This window comes from Haloplanus natans DSM 17983 (genome assembly GCF_000427685.1).
In the GTDB taxonomy this organism is placed as follows: domain Archaea; phylum Halobacteriota; class Halobacteria; order Halobacteriales; family Haloferacaceae; genus Haloplanus; species Haloplanus natans.
The window spans coordinates 3060738-3078540 of the sequence record NZ_KE386573.1; the positions used below are offsets into that span (position 1 = coordinate 3060738).

Sequence of the window (17803 nt, forward strand, 5' to 3'; positions counted from 1 at the left end):
GCTCCCCGTCGTACGGATTGTGGACCGACGAGTCGCCGACAGCCGGAACTGACTTACAACAGTCGGTCGGACGATTGCCGCATGAGCGACTTCGAGGCCGTCACCGCGCGGGTGGCCGACCGCGTGACGCCTGACGCCGCCGAGCGCGAGCGCCTCCGAGTGGCCGTCGACGACCTGACGCGACGGGTCCGCGACGCCCTCGCCGACCTCCCCGTCGAGGCGAGCGTCGTCCAGGTCGGATCGACGGCCCGTGGGACGTGGCTCGCCGACGACCGGGACATCGACCTCTTCGTCCGGTTTCCCGCCGACCTCGACCGCGCCGACCTGGAGCGGTACGGCCTCGACGTGGGCCGGGCCGCCCTCCCCGATGGCCACGAGGAGTACGCCGAACATCCCTACGTCACGGGCGAAATCGGGGGGTTCGATGTGGATCTCGTCCCCTGTTACGACGTGGCCGACGCGACGGCGATCCAGTCGGCGGTCGACCGCACACCCTTCCACGACGCGTACCTGCAAGAACGACTCGATGCGACTCTCGCTCGCGACGTGCGCCTGTTCAAGGCGTTCCTCACCGGAATCGGCGCCTACGGGAGCGACCTCCGCACCCGCGGGTTCTCCGGCTACCTGTCGGAACTGCTCGTCCTCGAGCACGGCGGGTTCGAACCCCTGCTCCGTGCCGCCGCGGACTGGCAGCCACCCGTTCGTCTCGACCCCGAGAACCACGGAACGGCGGCGTTCGACGACCCGCTCGTGGTGATCGATCCGACCGATCCGGCGCGCAACGTCGCCGCCGTCTGCTCGTCCGAGAACGTCGCTCGCCTCCAGCATCACGCCCGTGCCCTGCTGGCCGATCCCCGCGAATCGTTGTTTACCCCCAGCGAGCCCGACCCGCTCGACGCCGCCGCGGTCCACGCCCACCTCGACCGCCGGGAGACGACGCCCGTCGCCGTCGTCTTCGAGACGCCGGATCTCGTGGACGATCAGCTCTATCCACAACTGCGCAAATCCCTCGACGGGATCACGGGCGAACTCGACCGACGCGGATTCGCGCCCCTCCGGAGCGCCACGTTCGCCGACGGCCGGGCCGTCCTCCTCGTCGAACTCGCCGTCTCCGAACTGGCCGCCGTCGAGCGCCACGACGGGCCGCCCGTCCACGTCCGCGACCACGCGACCGGCTTCTACGACGCGTACGCCGACCGCGACGTGTACGGTCCCTTCCTCGACGGCGACCGCTACGTCGTCGAGCGCGAGCGGGAGTTCACGTCTCCCGACGACTTGCTCGGGAGCGACGCCATCTTCGAGGTAGCGCTCGGCGCACGCGTCGAGACGGCACTCGACGACGGGTACGACCTGCTCGTCGGCAGCGAGGTGGCGACGCTCGCCGACGACTTCGGCGTCGAACTCGCACGCTACTTCGAGCCGCGTCCCTAGAGGCCGTGGATCGACCGCACCTCGTCGAGCAGGTCGGTCGTGTCGTCGGTCGGGTCAGCGTCGTCCTCGACGGGCGACCGACCGTCGAACGTCTCGTGGACGGTCGCGATGCTCTCGGAGAGCGTATCGAGACTGTAGCCGCCTTCGAGGACGAATCCGAGGCCGGCGTCGGCGTCGTCGGCGGTCGCCCGAACCCGCTCGGTGAGGCTGGCGTACCCCTCGGTCGAGACGCGCATCCGCGAGATGGGGTCGTGGCGGTGGGCGTCGAAGCCCGCACTCACCAAGAGCAAGTCGGGGTCGAACCGGTCGAGGACGGGAGCGACCGCCCGCTCGTAGGTCAGTAAGTAGTCGGCGTCACCCGCGCCGGCACGGAGCGGGACGTTGAGCGTCGTCCCCTCGCCCGCGCCGGTTCCGGTCTCCTCGATGTCGCCGGTTCCCGGGAACAGCCCCTGTTCGTGGAGCGAGACGTAACACACGTCGTCGCGGTCGTAGAAGATGTCCTGTGTGCCGTTGCCGTGGTGGACGTCCCAGTCGAAAATCGCGACGCGGTCGGCGGCGCCGGAGTCGAGGACCGACTGGGCTGCGACGGCCGCGTTGTTGAAAAAGCAAAAGCCCATCGCGTCGGCTTCGACGGCGTGGTGTCCGGGTGGGCGGCCGAGCGAAAACGGCGTCTCGCGCCCGTCGTCGCCGTCGAGGGCGCGTTCGGCCGCCCACTGGGCAAGGCCGGCGCTCGTGAGGGCGGCGTCCCACGTGCCCCGGGAGGCGACGGTGTCGGCGTCCCACTCGCCGCCACCGTCGGCACAGAATTCGCGGAGGTCGGCGACGTAGTCGGCGTCGTGGACGGTGCCGACGGTATCGACCGACGCCGGATCGGCGTCGACGTACTCGACGCCGTGACGGCGGGTGAGCTGTTGGCGGATCGCCCGGAGGCGGTCCGCCGTCTCCGGATGCCGGGCGCCAGTATCGTGGTCGAGACAGGTCTCGCTGTAGCCGAACTGCATCTATTCGAAGAGTGCGAAGTACGTCTCGATGTCCTCCGCCTGGATGGTGCGCCGGTCGGCGTGGTTGGCGAGCGTCGCCGCCGCCGCGGCGACGTTGTCCGCGTAATCCTCCAGGATGTCGGCGAGCGCGATCCGCGCGTCCATCGAGACGCGGTAGTGCCCGTCGATTTCGAGGCGAGCGATTCGATCGACCGGCGCCACCGGGAGCTCGAGATCGTCCCGGGCGACCACCTGCTCGACGCCGAAGTCGGCGGCCATCAGCGTCTTCCGCCCGTCCACCGTTGCGTGCTCGGCGGCGTCGACGGCGAGGTCCGCCCCGTGGCGCTGGATGCGGCGGGCGAGTTCCTCCGCCGCACCCGCACTCACCCGCAGGTCACCCGCGTTCCGACGGATGATCGTGTCTACGGGGGCGAACGGTAACTCGACACTCATACACCGATAGGCGTCCGTGTCGCGTATAATCCTTTCCGTCGGTCGGGCGGCGCCCCGGAGTATACCTGCGTGGGCGGACACCTGCGCGCCACGCGACGAACAGCCGGGATGCGAACGCCGGGAGCGCGTACGGGCACGTCGGCCCGGATATCGTGCCCGCGGAGAGCCGGCGTGTCCGTTCTATCCCCGGTCGACGACCCGGGCCAATAACCGCCCGTTAGCCGCAAAAATCGGGCGTTAAGCTTCTGAAAGTGGTGATTAGCTATACGTAGGGGTTGTGTTGACGAACCCGTCTCACTCCGGCGACCGGCGATCGGCGGTGGTTCGACTCCACCCGTGAGTATCCCCCTACGGGGGGTACAGGCATGCAAGACGACTTCAATCTCTCTCGACGGAAGGCACTGGCCGCACTCGGCACCATCGGCGTCGCCTCGGCGGGCGCCGGCCTCGGCACGAGCGCGTACTTCAGCGACCAGGAGACGTTCGAAAACAACCGACTCGTGGCGGGCGAGCTCGATCTGAAGATGGACTGGGAGGAGCATTACTCCGACTGGTCGGCCGACGAGGACGATCCGGGGGTGCCCGAGGGTGACGCCCTCGACATCACGATGGACGAGCCGGCGGACCCGACCCAGTACACCGCCTTCCCGCCCGGTGTGGAGGCGTTCGATGGCGAGCCCGGCGACGACTTCGTCAACGGCGATCCGCTCCTGTACGTCAACAACGACGACGTCGGCCAGTTCATGGACAACACGTCCGTCGAGGCGTTCCCGGATTCGGACGACGACGGGGTACAGGACGAGTTCGACGCGACGAACGCCTGTACCATCCTCGCCGACGTCGGCAACGACGACGGTGGCCTCGATTCCGACCTGCGGACCGAAAGCAGCCGTGGCGACCCGCTCATCGGCCTCGACGACGTCAAGCCGGGTGACTTCGGCGAACTCACGCTCAGCTTCCACCTGTGTGACAATCCGGGCTACGTCTGGCTGAACGCGGCCAACGTCTCGGCGGCCGAGAACGGACTCACCGAACCCGAAGCCGACGACCCCGACGAGACGGGACCGACCGACGAGACGTCGACCTCGGTGCAGAACGAGGTCGAACTCCTCGACGAGATTCAGACCGCCCTCTGGTACGACACGGACTGTAACAATCTGACCGGCGGGCGTGGGGGCGCGACCGGCTCCGCAGCCGACGTGGCGCTCGTCCTCGACGATTCGGGATCGATCGGCTCGTCGGAACGGAACGACATCATCAGCGCCGCGAAGGTGTTTATCGACGAACTCAGCACGACCGACCAGGCCGCGACGGTGGCCTTCGGGAGCAGCGCCGAGGTAGAGCAGCAACTCACACAACTCGACACGCAGGGCAACGTCGACGCGGTAAAAGACGCCATCGACACCTACGGGAGCTCCGGAGTCGGGAGCAACACCAACATCGACGCGGCGCTCGACGCGGCGAACGGGGAACTGGAGAGCAGTCGCGCGCGCCAGAGCGCGACGCCGGTCATCGTGTTGTTGAGCGACGGCTCCCCGTCGGCCAACGACGGAGTCGAGGGCACCGACGACGCCCTCGACAACGACTTCGAGGCCGCCGTCGAGGAGGCCGACGACGTGAAAAGCTCCGGGAAACGCATCATCACCATCGGGTTCGGACTCGACGCCGGCGGCGACGGCGAGAACCTGCTCAGAGCAGTCGCCGGAACGACCGCCAACAGCGAGTCGGACTACACCGACTACGAGAGCGGCAGCGGCGACGAGCCGGACGACGAGGGCGACTACTTCGCGGCGCCCGAACCGGAGGACCTCCAGGGGCAGTTCGAGGACATCGCGGGCGTCATCACGACGGGCGAGGAGATATTCTTCCAAGGGTCGCTCCGCAACGCGCTGGCGGCGCTCACCGACGGCAACGGGATCCCCCTCGACGGCGACGCCGGTGACGACTTCGACGAACTCGGCAGCGATCCGACCGCCAGCGGCCGTGCCTGCTTCCCACAGACGCCCGCGACCAACTGTCTGGGGTTCTCGTGGTGGCTGCCGGCCGACCACGGCAACGAGATCCAAGGCGACTCCGTCGCCTTCGACCTCGGCTTCTACACCGAGCAGTGCCGCCACAACGACGGGAGCGGCATGAACAACGAGGCAGTCGGCAACCCCGACGAACTCGACGCCTGAACGGTTAGTACACCTCGTCCGCGTCGATCCGTCCGTCGTGGATCGGCCCGCGGACGGTCACTTCTTCGCCGAGTCGCAGATCAGCCTCGGTCTCGACGCTCCGGGTCTCCGTCCCGTCGTCGAGGACGACCGGGTTTCCGGCCTGGACGACCGTCCCCGTGAACTGGACCGTCTCGCCGTCGGCTGGATCGGCGTCCGTGGTCGTCGCCTCGGCTCCGACCGATTCGGTCCCCCCGTCATCGGCGAAGGCACCGAGACCGGGACTGTCGCCGCCCGAGTCCGTCGTCTCGGCGGCCGAGGCACCCGCGTCGGTCCCCGCCGCGTCCTCGGGCGGATCGGTCACCGTCACCGTTGCCCGCCAGCCCGCGGAGGCTTCGAGGTCGTCCTGCCATCCCTCCTGAATCTCGGCGTCGGTGACGACCACGTAGTCCGCGAGGTCGACGTCGAGGTCGGCCTTTTCGCCCCAGAGCGCGACCCGGATGTCGCCCGTCCCGTCCTTGATCCGGACGTTCCGCACCTGTCCCTCGCTCCCGTCGTCGCGGTCGAAGGTCCGCTTCGGGTCCGTCTCGATGACGCCGCCCGCGATGTCGGCCGTCTCGTCGAGTTCGAGGGCGTCGATGTCGGTCGTCTCGGGATCGTACGCCACGTCGGCGTCTATCTCCTCGACCGCGCCGCGTGACCCGACGTGGAGTTCGAGGTCACCGTCGCGCTCCCGGACGTAGCCGTCGACGACTTCGACCGACGTGCCGGCGTCGAGTTCCTCGGCCCGATCGGCCTTCTCGTCCCAGAGCGTCACCCGCACACGGCCCGTCTCGTCGCCGAGGGTCAGGTTCGACACTCGCCCTTCGGAGCCGTCGTCGCGCTCGAACGTCCGCATCGTGTCCGTCGCCAGCACCAGCCCCTGGAGGTTCACGTCCGAGAGGCCAAGCGAGAGGTCGTCGACGCGGTAGGTGTCCTGCACCTGTACGTCCACCTCGGCGTCCTCGTCGATCTCGGCTTGATCGACGCTGACCTCGACGCCGCTGTACCCCTCCTGCGGTCGGCCCTTGATCCGAAGCACGTCACCGACCTCGACCTCGCCGTCGGCGACCGACTGCGCCATGCGATCCCAGAACGAGATGCGCACCTGTCCGGTGCCGTCCGCCACGTCCAGATTGATGACGCGACCCTCGTCGGCCTCGTCGTCGTCGCGCTCGAAGGTCCGCAGGTCGCCGATGCCGACGACCTTCGCGAGGAACTTCACCTCGTCCATCCCCGGCGCGATGTCCGCGATACCGCTCACCTCCTCGTCCTCGAGTTCGTGGGCGATGAGCATCGCCGCCGTCTCCTCGTCGGCCAGCCCCCCCATCTGCTCGACTTTGTCGTGAACGGCGGCCTCGAACTCCTCGAAATCGACGTCCGTGTCGAGGTCCTCGTACACGTCCTCGATTACGCCCATAGTACCCTGCATCAGGAGAACCCTCGGGTTAAGCGTTGTCCTTGCCGAAACGCCACGCCGCTGTCCGTCGATTTCGTCCGTCGTCGCTGGTGGTGCACGAGCCGTGATGCACTCGGCTTCCTACATATACCTACGCCTCGGCGACCGTCCGCCGCCCGTTCGGCGTGTCGTGGATCACGCGGACCGCCACCTCGCCGTCGAGCGTGATCGTCGCCGTGTACGCCCGGTAGACGAGCGCCTCGGTACAGGCCACGTCCGGCGGCGCGTCGCGTTCGGTGGTGACGACCACCTCCAGGTCGCCGTCGGTGACGGTCGCGGAATCGAGGGTCGCGACCGCACAGCCGTTCGGCCCGGTGATACAGCCCTCGACCGATACGGTCGATCCCTCGGTGTCGACCGTCGCAGTCTCGGCGTTCGAGCACTCGCCCGTGTCCTCGAACGACCGATCGGTCACGCGGGGCGGGTCGTCGCCGCCACCGCTGCCACTGCCGAGACACCCACTCAGCGCGAGAAGCGGAGCCACCCGGAGCAGAGTTCGTCGGTTCATAGCTGTCACGAGGGCCGGCGGGATCATACCCCTTCGGTACTCTCAAGTGGTCCTTTGACGTTCCGGCCGTCGTCGCCGGCGTATCGTAACCGTCTTAAGCGACTCCGCGGTATAGATGAATGAGTCCTGATAGGGTAGTGGACTATCCTCTTGGCTTGCGGAGCCAGGGACCGGAGTTCAAATCTCCGTCAGGACGTTCACTTCAGTCGTGACCTAACTTCGTTAGGTCACTCCTTCGTTCACGACCTGACGTGCCCCCACGCTCGCGTCCGCTCGCGTGGGGACTCCGTCAGGACGTTTCGTTTCAGCACAACACGACGAGCGAAGCGAGGAGTGTCCGCTGAAAGAAACCGTCTCGCGGAGCCTTGAGCGAAGCGAGGAGTGTCCGCTGAAAGAAACCGTCTCGCGGAGCCTTGAGCGAAGCGAGGAGTGTCCGCTGAAAGGAGTTCACTTCAGACGCCGGCCGACGACTATCTCACCAGTTCCGACCTGACAGACAGTCGGGACAGCCGTGGACGCGTCCGCTGTCGTCGCCGAAGACGCGCACGAAGTCCGTACTCACCGGGCCGTCGCAGTTGTGACAGGTGTTCATACCCCATCCGACGGCGGCATCGGTAGTGAGTATAGGTAGCGTACAGCACGGATACCGTCCCCTTAGGACGCGACAAACGGGTCATCCGTCACTCCGTCCGCGCGCGCTCCTTCCACGCCGCTTCCTGCCGTCGTTCGGCGACGTGACGCCGCCCGTCGGCCACCTCGTCGTGCACCCGGTCGCCGAAGGCCACTACGTCCTCCAAGAACGTCGCCTGGAACTTCTCCAGAATGTCGTACGACCAGCGCCCGGCGGTCGCTCCCTCGCCGTCACAGGGCGGCACGACGCCCCGCGGCAGGTGGTCGTCGCGCAGGCGGTTCGCGAGTTCGTCGCGTCCGGCCTCGCGGAGCAGCTCCTCCGCCGTGGCCAGATGATCCATCGCCCGGCCCGTACTGTGGTGAAAGGAGACGAGGTGGCCGTGTGCCCGGTGGAGGTTCTCGACGCCGAGTTCCACCTCGTGAAGCGCCTCGCGTTCGCGGTCGGTCAGGCCATCGCTCTCGGTGCGCCCGTTCATAACGTATGGTAGCAAGCGACGAGATTTGTAGCTTGCGACGGTGCGGTTTTTGAACGTCGGGCGGCAACACGTCGTATGGACTCGTCGATTCGGGCCGGCGTCGCCATCTACAACGCCGGCAAGTACCACGCCGCCCACGACGCGTGGGAGGAGCCGTGGCTCGGCCTCGACGACGGCACCGACGACGAACGGTTTCTGCACGGCCTCATCCAGTTCACGGCCGCGGTCTATCACGCTCGAACCCGGAACTGGAGCGGGGCGACGGGCCTCGCCGAGAGCGCGGGCGACTACCTCGCCGGCCTCCCCTCGCCGTACCGCGGGGTCGACGTCGACGCCGCGCGGCGCGCGCTGTCGACCCTCGCCACCGATCCGGAAGCCATCGAGCGCCGCCGCCCCCCGCCGCTTCGCTACGAGGGGGCGGCGCTCGCGCTCTCCGACCTCCGATTCGAGGCGGCCGCCGTGGCGGCGCTGGTTCTCGCCGAAGAAGGCGGCTACGACGCCGCGCCGGTCGAGCGAGCGATCACGCTCGCCCGCGAGGAAATCGCGGGCGGCGAGCGGACGCTCTTTACCACCGTCGTGATGGAGTTCGTGACCGCCGACGCGGCGCGCTCGCTCGTCTACCGACGGCTCGTCGACCACGTCGCACGCCGGAACCGGGAGGACGCCGACGTCGAGGGGCTGTTCGAGGACTAGGAGACCCGCGGGTCGTCGCGCGGCGCCTCCTGGCAGTCTTCGAGGTGTTCGGGCAGCAGTTCGACGCGGTCCCCACAGAACGGACACGTTCGTCGCATGATAACTTTCGTCCCCTCCTGATCGACGGGTCAACTTAACCGCTCGCCCCTGATTTTCGATTCTGGTAACGGGGGGCGGGCAGTGCCGGCGGATCGTTCGCGAACCCGTCGCCGACGACGGTGGTCGCGTTCAGAACAACGAGACGGTGTACGCGACCGACGAGAACAGCATGAGAACCACGAAGACGAGGGCGATCAGTTGCTGTCGATCCATACGCGCCCGTCGACCTTCGGACAGGAGTAGCTTTCGGCTACGACTCTTTCGGCTCGCCGTCGAGCGTGTAGTCGGCGGCGTCGTCCTGCGGATCGTAGCCCAGCACCTCCTTCGCGCGCTCGATGGCGTAGTACTTGCGCTCGTTGTCGGAGATACCGTAGACGATTTCGTAGCCGTAGTCGGCGCGGATGCAGCAGTCGAAGAGGTGGGCGCAGTCGCGGTAGGAAAGCCACATGGCCTGGCCGCGCTCGTAGTTGCGGGGCGGGTGTCCCTCGGTGAGATTGCCGATGCGGACACAGACGACGGCGAGGCCCTCGGCGTCGTGGTAGTACCGGCCGAGCGTCTCGCCCGCAGCCTTGCTCACGCCGTAGAGGTTGCCGGGACGGGGAAGTTCGGTTCCATCGAGCAGGTAGTCGTCGTCGGTGCGGTACATCTCGGGCGTGCGCTCGTCGGTCTCGTAGGCCGAGACGGCGTGGTTCGAAGAGGCGAACGCGACCTTCTCGACGCCCGCCTCGACGGCCGCCTCGAACACGGTCTGTGTCCCGTCGATGTTGTTTTCCAGCACCGAGTTCCACGGCGCTTCGGGCCGAGGGTCGCCCGCGAGGTGGATCGCCGCGCCGACGCCCGCCATCGCGTCGGCCACCGCCTCGCGGTCGGTCACGTCCGCGACGATAACGTCGTCCTCGTCGACGCCCGCCGGGAGGCGGTCGCTCGGCAGCGGTTCCCGGTCGAGCAGTCGCCACTCGTGGGCGTCGCCGATCCCGTTCAGGATGGCTTGCCCGACGCGCCCACCCGCGCCCGTCAGTAACACCGGGTCGTCCATTCGGGCGTCAAGAGGACGACCGAACTCAAGTAAGGACCGATTCGGGGTGGCCGAACGACAGGTCTTACCGGCGGCCGACCCACGGAGCGGTATGGCTACCGACGCACAACAGGCCTGCTTCGAGGCGGGCATCAAGTTCGGCTCACTCTACCACCAGTTCGCGGGGACGCCCGTCTCGCCCGACAGCGCCACCAGCCTCGAACGCGCCATGGCCGACGCCATCGAGAACCAGCCGTTCTGCGAGTCGGTGACCGTGGATATCGACGAGGCGGCCCTCACCGACGCCGCCGACGACCACGGCTACGTCGAACTCACCGGCCGCTTCATGGAGGTGGGGATGCGAATCGAGTACGAGGGCGTCGTCGTCCGTACGGCGATGGAGATGGAGGGAGAGTATCCGCTGATGCGACTCGTCGACGTAGAATAGGCGCGTTCTCCGGGCGAGTCGTCCCGTTTCACTTTCACTTTCACTTTCGGGCGTGCGTTTAACTCACACGGCGGTGAAATCCGACTATGAGTCAGACGACGCTCGGCGACGACGAACTCTTCGGCGAGGCGGCGGAAGAGATGCGCGCGGACGTGGAAGAACACTTGACGAAGGCGCGCGCCGAACTTCCCGCCGCCGCCGACGTCTGGGAGACGGAGGCGGAAAACGTCCTCGGCGTCCTGAACGGCCTCCGCTCGGCGCTCGACGTGGGCGAGGCCGAGGCGCACCTCCGGCAGGCGAAAAAGTGGTACACGATGGGCGAACGCGCCGACGCCTTCGAGGACGCCGCCGACCTCGCGGCCGCCATCGAGGACCTCGAATCGCTGATCGCCTCGATCGACGAGGCCCACGACGGCGTGAGCGACCTCACGAACGCGATTCCGGAGCTCCGCGGGTCGCTACAGGAGTTCGAGGACGCGGAGGAGTGAGTTATCGGTCCGCCGGCCGCGACACGTCGCGCTCGGCGACCGCCGTCAGCAGTCGGTCGAGCGCGTCGGCCGCCCGCTCCAGCAGTTCCTCGCCCAGTTCGGCGTCGCCCGCTCCCGGATCGCCGACGACCCCGTTTGCCGTGAACTCCGCGGAGTCGTAGGCGAGGTTCGTCTTCGACACCCAGTCACCCCACCCCTGACTCGCTCCCGCCCGTGCCTCGTCGATCCGCTCGTCCCGCACGAGGTCGGGGTGAGTCGCCCGCAGTAGCGCCGTCTCAAGCGGCCCGCCGTGGCCCATCTCCCCGCTGTGCTCGCCCACCGCCTCGAACCAGGTGAACGGGACGGCGTACGCGTCGTCGTGGCGGGAGATGGTCGCCGTCACCTCGCCGAGCGCGGGGACGTTCCCCCCGTGCCCGTTGACGACGACCACCCGATCCATGCCGTGGTGTGCGAGGCTCCCGACCACGTCGCGGACGTAACTCCGGAAGGTGTCGGGCGACACCCAGAGCGTGCCCGAGAAGTGGCGGTGTTCCTCCGCGATACCGACGGGAATCGTCGGCGCGACGGCCACGTCGCCGTCGAACCGCTCGGCGCCCGCTTCGGCGACCGTCTCGGCGTGGTACGCGTCGGTGCCCAGTGGGGCGTGCGGGCCGTGCTGTTCGGTGCTCCCGACAGGCAGGAGGGCCAGTTCGGCGTCGGCGTCGCGCACGTCCGTCCAGGTAACGTCGCTGAGATGCATACCGGCCCCTCGGGGGCGAGGGTTTTCAACGCGACGACAACCGAGTCGTGATCGGCGAAGTCGACTAGTCGTCGGCGTCGCCGGACCCCGTCAACTCGGCGGTCCGGGCGCCCCGCCGCGTCGCCCGCTCGACGAACTCCTCGGGGAGGTCCTCGATTTCGCCCGCCTGCACGCCCCAGAGGTTGGCGTAGAGGCCGTCCGCGGCCAGTAGCTCCTCGTGCGTGCCGCGTTCGACCACTCGGCCGTCGTCGAGGACGACGATGCGGTCCGCATCCTTCACCGTCGAGAGGCGGTGGGCGATGACGAACGTGGTGCGGTCGGCGGTGAGCCGATCCAGCGACCGCTGAATCAGCATCTCCGTCTCGGTGTCGACGTCGCTGGTCGCCTCGTCGAGAACGAGGATGTCGGGGTCTTTGAGCATCGCGCGGGCGATGGCGAGGCGCTGGCGCTGGCCCCCGGAGAGCTTGACGCCGCGCTCGCCGACCATCGTGTCGTAGCCGTCGGGGAGGTTGGTGACGAACTCGTGGGCCTCGGCCGCTTTGGCGGCGGCGATCACCGCCTCCTCGTCGGCGTCGAACGTGCCGTAGGTGATGTTCTCGCGGACCGTCCCGTAGAAGAGGAACGTCTCCTGGCTGACGTAGCCGATGGCGCTCCGGAGGCTGGCGAGAGTCACGTCGCGCACGTCGCGGCCGTCGACCCGAACCGATCCTTCGTCAACGTCGTACATCCGGAGCAGGAGCTTCAGCGCGGTGGATTTGCCGGCACCCGTCGGGCCGACCAAGGCGACGGTATCGCCCCCGTCGGCGGCGAAGCTCACGTCCTCGAGGATGGAGGCGTCGTCGTAGCCGAAGGACACGTCGTCGTACTCGACGCGGCCCTCGCTCACGACGAGTTCGTCGGCATCGGGGCGCTCGTCGATGCCCGCGTCCTCGTCCATCAGCCCGAAGATTCGGGCGGCGGAGGCGTAGGCCCGCTGGTACATATTGATGATCTGTCCGAACTGCGCCATCGGCCAGATGAACCGCTGGCTGTAGAGGATGAAGGCGACGAACTCGCCGGGGCGGAGGGTCCCGGTGAAGATCCAGGGACCCTCGCCACGGAACACCCAGAGGCCGCCGATGGTGAACGTGAGCGCGAAACCGATGCCCGCGAGCACCCGGAGGCCGGGGAAGAATTTGATCCGCGTCTCGATGGCGTCCCAGTTGGCGTCGAAGTAGTCGCCCGACACGTCCTCGACCCGGTCGGCCTCGTACGATTCGGTGTTGCTCGTCTTGATCACCTGAATGCCGCCGAGGTTGTTCTCCAGTCGGGAGTTGACCTGGCCGACGCTCGACCGCACCTCGGCGTATTTGGGCTGGATGGTGTTGACGAACCGGTAGGTGAAGAAGGCGATGAGCGGGACTGGCAGGAGGGCAACGACGGCGAGTTGCGGGTTCATCCAGAACAGGAGCGCGGCGATGCCGACGACCATGACGCCGAGGCGGAACGCGGAGTTCAGCCCGTCGTTGAGGAACCGTTCCAGCCGGTTCACGTCGTTCGACAGCACCGACATCATCTCGCCGGTCTGCTTGTCGGCGAAAAACGTCATGTTCAGCCGCTGCATCGCGTCGTACGTGTCGGTCCGGATGGCGTGTTGGACGTACTGGGCGAAGCGGTTCCAGCCCCAGTTGCGGACCCAGTGGAGGCCGGCGCCGCCGAGAAAGGAAAAGAGGACGATGCCGACGACCAACCAGAACTGCGCCTCGGCGTCCGTCGGGAGCCACGCGGTCGGAACGAGCGGGAGGGAGAACTCGCTCTCGTCGAGGAAGATGGCGTCGACGGCGATGCCGAGGAGGAGCGGCGGCAGGAGGTCGAGGATGCGGGCGAAGAGACTGGCGACGACGCCGACGGAGAAGGGGCCGGCCTGCTCGCGTCCGTACGCGGCGAACAGCCGTCGCATCGGGTTGGCCGTCCGCTCCCGTTGCTCCTCGAAGGGGTCGTCGTCCGCGGCCGCGGGGACGTCCATCGTCTTTACTGGGGCGCGAGCGGGCAAAAGGCTGACCCGTCGATGGCGACGTTTTCACGGATGATAATCCTCGCCTCGCTTTCTTTCCGGTCGGTCGGTTATCGGTCGCCTATGTCGAACGCTGCATCCGAACTCGACGCGGGGGTCGACGACGAACTGGACGGCGAGGTGCAACAGGATATCGATCGGCAGGAGGACTACGACAACGAGGCGGCCAGCGAGATCCAGACCTCTATCGCCGAGTTACAGGGGAGTTCGGAGGAGATCGCCGAGCGGACGCGGGAGATCACGGACCACACGACCGAGCAGTACGAGCGGATGACGGAGGTGGCGGGCGAGATTTCGAATCTGAGCGCCGCCGTCGAGGAGGTGGCGTCGTCGGCGGAACAGGTCGCGGCCGCCAGCGAACGCGCGGACGACCTCACCGGCGAGGGCCACGAGGCGGTACAGCGGGTCGCCGCCGCGATGGAACAGATCGAGAAGTCGACGACGAACGTCGTCGACGACGTCCGCGCGGTCGAGGAAGCGGTCGCCGAAATCGACGAAGTGGTCGAGATCATCAACGACATCGCGGATCAGACGAACCTGCTCGCCTTGAACGCCAACATCGAGGCGGCGCGGGCGGGCGAGGAGGGTGAGGGGTTCGCCGTCGTCGCCAACGAGGTCAAGAGCCTGGCCGAGGAGTCACAGGAACACGCCGCCGACATCGAACGACGCGTCGACGGGATACAGGACTCCACGTCGACCGCCGCGGAGAGTTTGGGCGAGACACAGGACGCCGTCGGCGAGGGGGTCGCCGCCACCGAGGACGCCCTCGACATCCTCGACGACATCGACTCCTCGGTCTCGGAGGTGAACGACGGGATCGACGAGGTGGCCGAAGCCACCGACGAACAGGCCGCCGGCCACGAGGAGATCGCGAGCATGACCGAGAACGTCACCACGGACGCCGAACGGATCGTCGGCGAGACCGAAGAGATCGCCGACGAGGTGGACGAACAGACCGAACGGATCGAGGATATCGACCGCGCCGTCGGGGCGTTGGTTGACGACCTATAACGACCGGCTCTCGACCGCCGGATCGACGCCCGCGGCGTCCAGATCGATCCGCACCCGTTCACGGAGCGGGTCGGGGACCGTCCCCCGACCCACCGGCACCGCCGTCTCCCCGTCGCCTCTCACCTTCCAGTAGAGCACGCAGTCACTCGGCGCGTAGTACTCGACCGAGTACCGATCACCCTCGCCGCGGTAGTGGACGCGGGCGGCGAAGCCCTCGGCACGCCAGCCCTCACGGTCGGCGAGGGCGTCGATCACGTCCGTCATCGGCCCTCGATCCGAACCCGGTCGCCGACGTCGATACCCGTCCGGTTCGTATAGCCCATCGGCACTTCGAGGACGAACTTCGCCCGGCCCGAGTACTGTGTCAGGTCGCCGTCGGATTCGACCGGCGCGTGGTGGATGGCCGTGATCGTCCCGTCCGCGCCGATAAACACCATATCGAGCGGGAAGGCCATATCGCGCATCACGAACGCGCGGTCACCCTCGCTATCGAACACGAACAGCATCCCCTGGCCGGGTTCGAGCGCGCTCGTGTCGCTCAGGCCGGTGTACTGTTTCGAGAAGGTGTCGGCCACCCATACGTCGACCGTCGCCACCGCCGTCCCGTTCGCGTCGAGGAGGACGACGGTCGCCGTGTCGTAGTCGCTTCCGGGCGTCGATACCGGCGCGCTCGTCGCCGTCGCGGCCGTGCCGGGCGCGTCGGTGGCCGTCGCGGTCGGTGCCGTCGGTCCCACGCCCGAACAGCCGGCGAGGCCGACGAGGAGGACGACGAGGAGGGGCCGGATCGCTCGACGGAGCATAGTGGACGAATCGCGTCCGCGGCCCTAAGGGTTTCGCGACCCGAGACAGAAACCGTTATTCGGTCGGGGGACGGTGTTCGTGCCGAGGGCTCGTGGTCTAGCTGGTTATGACGCGGCCTTTACAAGGCCGAAGTCGGTGGTTCGAATCCGCCCGAGCCCACTACTTCTGTGCGAGCGTCAGCGAGCACGAAGTCGGTACCGAGGGCGATTCGAATCAGGGAACGGAGCGAACGTAGCGAGCGGAGTGACCGTGGTTCGAATCCGCCCGAGCCCACTACTTCTGCGCGTCGTCCGAGTCCGCTCACTCCGCCCGCGGCGACTGCCGGCCGCTCGACTCGTCGACGGAAAGTTCGTACCAGTTCGACTCGATATCCGCCAGCGGCCGGTCGAACACCGGCGCCCCGACGACGGTGGCGAAGTCGGCGAACACGGCGGCGGCGTCGACGGCTTCGGGCGAGTCGTCCGGGATGGCCGACAGGTCGCCGTCGACGACGACGCTACGCCACTCGTCGACGCCCTCCCACTCGTACGCGACGAGATTCACCGCCGGCGAGTCGTCGAGATACGCCGCTTTCTTGCCGTCTTCGGCCCCCAGTGGTTGGAAAATGACGCGCTCGTTCACCACGTCGTAGCCGAACGACACCGGGAGTCCGTACGGCACCTCGCCGCCGAACGAGAGCACACCGTGGCCCCGTCGTGCGAGAAACGATCCGATCTCCTCGTCCGACATCTCGACGCCGTACTCCATAGTGGGCCGGTTCCGTCGGCGCATCAAGAAACCCCTGACATCGGTCGGCCCAGGGACTCGTTCGGGCCAGGCCTGGTCGGGGACGACCCACGGGCCGCTGATCCGTCTCGGACGAACTAGTGGAAGTCGATGTCGGTGGTTCGCCGTCCCGTCGTGGCGACCCGTCGGGACCCCTTACGCCGGACTCGCCGTCGCCCGCAGGTCATCCGTCCCTTCCGGTACGTCGACCGAGAACGTCACCCGCTTTCGCTCGTCGGCCCCCATATCCGTCGTCTGGGTCTCGTCGAGGAGGACCGTCCCCTCGCTGTCGAGCAGTTCGAGCGTCACGTCCACGTCGCCGGCGGCGCCGTCGTTTTGCACGGTGACGAAGATGTCGGTATCGCCGAGGAGGGAGTCGATACCCCCGTCGACTTCCGTCCCGACGACGGTCGGATCGGGACCGGAGATGGCGCTACAGCCGGCGAGGCCGGTCACGAGTGTGAGACCGAGGCCGCCGAGGACCGCGCGTCTGGAGTACATGGGCGGCGTTCGGTGATCGCCTCCTAAGGCCCTTCTGGCCTACAACAGGCGGATCAACGAGTTCTCCACCTCGCCGGCGACGGTGAGAAGCCGGCCGTCGCGGGTGAACTCCCCGATGGGTTGGCCGACGTGGCGGAGTCGGATCTCCTCCTCGACCGCGTCCCGATCGATCGTCGCGTCGGGTGGGAGGACGTACGTGCGCTCGGTTCGGGTCGTCGCGCCCTGTACGTCGAGGCGGCGGCCGGTGGCGACGGCCTTGCTCAGGGCGTAATCCTCCGCTGCAGGCTGGAGTTCGCGCCCGCTGACGTAGTCGGCGGTGCCGAAGTGGTCGATCAAGAGGGCGAGGCCTTCGTCCTCGTCGGGTCGAATCGTGCCGGCGGCGTGTTGTGCGACGGCCGTTTCGAGCGGCGTCGCTGCGGACGCGTCGGTGCCGATGCTGACGATCACGTCGGGGTGGAGGCCGACGACGCGGAGCCGGCCGTTTTCGGTCCGGACGAACCGCTGGAAGTCGTCGACGGCGCCGTCGGCGTCGAAGCCGGCAGTGTCGAGGGCGACCCGGAGCGCCGACGGGTCGAACGACCCGGCCGCGACGCGGTAGGACTCGTTGGCGACGCTGGTGTGGTTGACCGTGAGGACCGATTCGAGCGCGGCAACGGGCACCTCGAAGCCGAAGTACGACCCGGTTCGCTGGCGCCAGTAGGTATCGAGCGACTCGGCGAAGTCGGCAGTGGCGTCGGCGCGGACGGCCGCCAGTGAGAGGTGGCTGAACTCGTAGGTGTACGGCGAGACGGGGGTGGGGGCGACGAGCCACGAGCGGTACGGCGAGAGCGAGCGGTCGCCGGGGGTCGGCGTGGGTTCGGACGTGGCCGTCGGAGTGGCGGTTCGCGTCGCGGTGGCGGTGGCCGTCGCCGTCGTCGTGGGGACGGGTGTCGACGGCGACGATCCGGCGTCCGAACAGCCGGCGAGTGGGCTCAGTCCGGCCAGTGCGAGGAGGTAGGCGCGCCGCTGCATCGGGCGGCGTAGGGTAGGGAGTGACTTATACTCGTTCCCGTCGTGAA

General features: G+C 67.9%; 20 protein-coding genes and 2 tRNA genes. 8 read left to right on the top strand and 14 right to left on the bottom strand.

Annotated features, from left to right (window positions below):
- Positions 1-81 precede the first annotated feature (81 nt).
- Complete coding sequence (cca, locus tag HALNA_RS17820) at positions 82-1431, top strand: CCA tRNA nucleotidyltransferase (protein ID WP_049937698.1); 1350 nt, start codon at positions 82-84, stop codon at positions 1429-1431.
- On the opposite strand, the gene HALNA_RS17825 is transcribed toward cca, so the two are convergent.
- Positions 1428-2432: a histone deacetylase family protein gene (locus HALNA_RS17825; protein WP_049937699.1), complete on the bottom strand. Its 1005-nt coding sequence runs from the start codon at positions 2430-2432 to the stop codon at positions 1428-1430. The genes cca and HALNA_RS17825 overlap by 4 nt on opposite strands.
- Positions 2433-2864 (bottom strand): histone, encoded by a 432-nt coding sequence (locus HALNA_RS17830; RefSeq protein WP_049937700.1) that lies wholly within the window; start codon positions 2862-2864, stop codon positions 2433-2435. It lies immediately after the preceding gene.
- A 365-nt stretch (positions 2865-3229) separates the two neighbouring features.
- Between HALNA_RS17830 and HALNA_RS20750 the strand changes: the two genes are divergently transcribed.
- Complete coding sequence (locus HALNA_RS20750) at positions 3230-5041, top strand: vWA domain-containing protein (protein WP_049937701.1); 1812 nt, start codon at positions 3230-3232, stop codon at positions 5039-5041.
- A gap of 4 nt (positions 5042-5045) precedes the next feature.
- Here HALNA_RS20750 and HALNA_RS17840 read toward each other — a convergent pair whose 3' ends face one another.
- Positions 5046-6479, bottom strand: a complete 1434-nt coding sequence (locus HALNA_RS17840; RefSeq protein WP_049937702.1) for a single-stranded DNA binding protein — start codon at positions 6477-6479, stop codon at positions 5046-5048.
- A gap of 130 nt (positions 6480-6609) precedes the next feature.
- Entirely contained in the window at positions 6610-7026 is a 417-nt protein-coding gene (locus HALNA_RS17845) for a hypothetical protein (protein ID WP_049937703.1), read from the bottom strand.
- A 123-nt stretch (positions 7027-7149) separates the two neighbouring features.
- On the opposite strand from HALNA_RS17845, the gene HALNA_RS17850 reads away from it, so the two are divergent.
- Positions 7150-7222: transfer RNA gene (locus HALNA_RS17850), tRNA-Arg, on the top strand.
- A 279-nt stretch (positions 7223-7501) separates the two neighbouring features.
- Here the strand turns inward: HALNA_RS17850 and HALNA_RS21810 are convergent.
- A complete protein-coding gene (locus HALNA_RS21810; RefSeq protein ID WP_449404874.1) occupies positions 7502-7618 on the bottom strand; it encodes a DUF7563 family protein in 117 nt (38 codons plus the stop codon).
- A gap of 88 nt (positions 7619-7706) precedes the next feature.
- Positions 7707-8132, bottom strand: coding sequence for a hypothetical protein (locus tag HALNA_RS17855; protein ID WP_049937704.1), 426 nt, complete (start codon positions 8130-8132; stop codon positions 7707-7709).
- A gap of 75 nt (positions 8133-8207) precedes the next feature.
- Here HALNA_RS17855 and HALNA_RS17860 point away from each other — a divergent pair, with 75 nt between their 5' ends.
- Positions 8208-8825: a DUF309 domain-containing protein gene (locus tag HALNA_RS17860; protein ID WP_049937705.1), complete on the top strand. Its 618-nt coding sequence runs from the start codon at positions 8208-8210 to the stop codon at positions 8823-8825.
- 349 nt (positions 8826-9174) lie between these two features.
- On the opposite strand, the gene azf is transcribed toward HALNA_RS17860, so the two are convergent.
- Positions 9175-9960 carry an NAD-dependent glucose-6-phosphate dehydrogenase Azf gene (azf, locus tag HALNA_RS17865; protein WP_049937707.1) on the bottom strand — a complete coding sequence of 262 codons (786 nt, stop codon included), beginning with the start codon at positions 9958-9960 and terminating at the stop codon, positions 9175-9177.
- 91 nt (positions 9961-10051) lie between these two features.
- Here azf and HALNA_RS17870 point away from each other — a divergent pair, with 91 nt between their 5' ends.
- Together HALNA_RS17870 and HALNA_RS17875 are read left to right on the top strand one after the other, a co-directional pair.
- Positions 10052-10387, top strand: a complete 336-nt coding sequence (locus HALNA_RS17870; RefSeq protein WP_049937708.1) for a dihydroneopterin aldolase family protein — start codon at positions 10052-10054, stop codon at positions 10385-10387.
- An 86-nt stretch (positions 10388-10473) separates the two neighbouring features.
- Positions 10474-10875 carry a DUF5790 family protein gene (locus tag HALNA_RS17875; RefSeq protein WP_049937710.1) on the top strand — a complete coding sequence of 134 codons (402 nt, stop codon included), beginning with the start codon at positions 10474-10476 and terminating at the stop codon, positions 10873-10875.
- 1 nt (position 10876) lies between these two features.
- On the opposite strand, the gene HALNA_RS17880 is transcribed toward HALNA_RS17875, so the two are convergent.
- Together HALNA_RS17880 and HALNA_RS17885 are read right to left on the bottom strand one after the other, a co-directional pair.
- A complete protein-coding gene (locus tag HALNA_RS17880) occupies positions 10877-11614 on the bottom strand; it encodes a creatininase family protein (RefSeq protein WP_049937711.1) in 738 nt (245 codons plus the stop codon).
- A 64-nt stretch (positions 11615-11678) separates the two neighbouring features.
- Positions 11679-13619, bottom strand: a complete 1941-nt coding sequence (locus tag HALNA_RS17885; RefSeq protein ID WP_049937712.1) for an ABC transporter ATP-binding protein — start codon at positions 13617-13619, stop codon at positions 11679-11681.
- A gap of 111 nt (positions 13620-13730) precedes the next feature.
- Here HALNA_RS17885 and HALNA_RS17890 point away from each other — a divergent pair, with 111 nt between their 5' ends.
- Entirely contained in the window at positions 13731-14678 is a 948-nt protein-coding gene (locus HALNA_RS17890; protein ID WP_049937713.1) for a methyl-accepting chemotaxis protein, read from the top strand.
- Here the strand turns inward: HALNA_RS17890 and HALNA_RS17895 are convergent.
- Entirely contained in the window at positions 14673-14942 is a 270-nt protein-coding gene (locus HALNA_RS17895; RefSeq protein WP_049937714.1) for a DUF7538 family protein, read from the bottom strand. The two genes, HALNA_RS17890 and HALNA_RS17895, sit on opposite strands and share 6 nt — an antisense overlap.
- Positions 14939-15478 (bottom strand): DUF192 domain-containing protein, encoded by a 540-nt coding sequence (locus HALNA_RS17900; RefSeq protein WP_049937715.1) that lies wholly within the window; start codon positions 15476-15478, stop codon positions 14939-14941. Before HALNA_RS17900 ends, HALNA_RS17895 begins: the two co-directional genes overlap by 4 nt.
- An 86-nt stretch (positions 15479-15564) precedes the next feature.
- Between HALNA_RS17900 and HALNA_RS17905 the strand changes: the two genes are divergently transcribed.
- Positions 15565-15638, top strand: a tRNA-Val gene (locus HALNA_RS17905).
- A gap of 141 nt (positions 15639-15779) precedes the next feature.
- Here HALNA_RS17905 and HALNA_RS17910 read toward each other — a convergent pair.
- The 3 genes from HALNA_RS17910 to HALNA_RS17920 form a co-directional block, all read right to left on the bottom strand.
- Entirely contained in the window at positions 15780-16226 is a 447-nt protein-coding gene (locus tag HALNA_RS17910; RefSeq protein ID WP_049937717.1) for a pyridoxamine 5'-phosphate oxidase family protein, read from the bottom strand.
- A 174-nt stretch (positions 16227-16400) separates the two neighbouring features.
- A complete protein-coding gene (locus tag HALNA_RS17915; RefSeq protein ID WP_049937718.1) occupies positions 16401-16745 on the bottom strand; it encodes a hypothetical protein in 345 nt (114 codons plus the stop codon).
- 39 nt (positions 16746-16784) lie between these two features.
- A complete protein-coding gene (locus HALNA_RS17920; protein WP_049937719.1) occupies positions 16785-17756 on the bottom strand; it encodes a hypothetical protein in 972 nt (323 codons plus the stop codon).
- Between the last annotated feature and the right edge of the window lie 47 nt (positions 17757-17803).

Excerpts from the sequence above, each read along its gene's own strand:
- cca (WP_049937698.1), top strand. The coding sequence starts at position 82 with ATGAGCGACTTCGAGGCCGTCACCGCGCGGGTGGCCGACCGCGTGACG.
- HALNA_RS17825 (WP_049937699.1), bottom strand. The coding sequence starts at position 2,432 with ATGCAGTTCGGCTACAGCGAGACCTGTCTCGACCACGATACTGGCGCC.
- HALNA_RS17830 (WP_049937700.1), bottom strand. The coding sequence starts at position 2,864 with ATGAGTGTCGAGTTACCGTTCGCCCCCGTAGACACGATCATCCGTCGG.
- HALNA_RS20750 (WP_049937701.1), top strand. The coding sequence starts at position 3,230 with ATGCAAGACGACTTCAATCTCTCTCGACGGAAGGCACTGGCCGCACTC.
- HALNA_RS17840 (WP_049937702.1), bottom strand. The coding sequence starts at position 6,479 with ATGGGCGTAATCGAGGACGTGTACGAGGACCTCGACACGGACGTCGAT.
- HALNA_RS17845 (WP_049937703.1), bottom strand. The coding sequence starts at position 7,026 with ATGAACCGACGAACTCTGCTCCGGGTGGCTCCGCTTCTCGCGCTGAGT.
- HALNA_RS21810 (WP_449404874.1), bottom strand. The coding sequence starts at position 7,618 with ATGAACACCTGTCACAACTGCGACGGCCCGGTGAGTACGGACTTCGTG.
- HALNA_RS17855 (WP_049937704.1), bottom strand. The coding sequence starts at position 8,132 with ATGAACGGGCGCACCGAGAGCGATGGCCTGACCGACCGCGAACGCGAG.
- HALNA_RS17860 (WP_049937705.1), top strand. The coding sequence starts at position 8,208 with ATGGACTCGTCGATTCGGGCCGGCGTCGCCATCTACAACGCCGGCAAG.
- azf (WP_049937707.1), bottom strand. The coding sequence starts at position 9,960 with ATGGACGACCCGGTGTTACTGACGGGCGCGGGTGGGCGCGTCGGGCAA.
- HALNA_RS17870 (WP_049937708.1), top strand. The coding sequence starts at position 10,052 with ATGGCTACCGACGCACAACAGGCCTGCTTCGAGGCGGGCATCAAGTTC.
- HALNA_RS17875 (WP_049937710.1), top strand. The coding sequence starts at position 10,474 with ATGAGTCAGACGACGCTCGGCGACGACGAACTCTTCGGCGAGGCGGCG.
- HALNA_RS17880 (WP_049937711.1), bottom strand. The coding sequence starts at position 11,614 with ATGCATCTCAGCGACGTTACCTGGACGGACGTGCGCGACGCCGACGCC.
- HALNA_RS17885 (WP_049937712.1), bottom strand. The coding sequence starts at position 13,619 with ATGGACGTCCCCGCGGCCGCGGACGACGACCCCTTCGAGGAGCAACGG.
- HALNA_RS17890 (WP_049937713.1), top strand. The coding sequence starts at position 13,731 with ATGTCGAACGCTGCATCCGAACTCGACGCGGGGGTCGACGACGAACTG.
- HALNA_RS17895 (WP_049937714.1), bottom strand. The coding sequence starts at position 14,942 with ATGACGGACGTGATCGACGCCCTCGCCGACCGTGAGGGCTGGCGTGCC.
- HALNA_RS17900 (WP_049937715.1), bottom strand. The coding sequence starts at position 15,478 with ATGCTCCGTCGAGCGATCCGGCCCCTCCTCGTCGTCCTCCTCGTCGGC.
- HALNA_RS17910 (WP_049937717.1), bottom strand. The coding sequence starts at position 16,226 with ATGGAGTACGGCGTCGAGATGTCGGACGAGGAGATCGGATCGTTTCTC.
- HALNA_RS17915 (WP_049937718.1), bottom strand. The coding sequence starts at position 16,745 with ATGTACTCCAGACGCGCGGTCCTCGGCGGCCTCGGTCTCACACTCGTG.
- HALNA_RS17920 (WP_049937719.1), bottom strand. The coding sequence starts at position 17,756 with ATGCAGCGGCGCGCCTACCTCCTCGCACTGGCCGGACTGAGCCCACTC.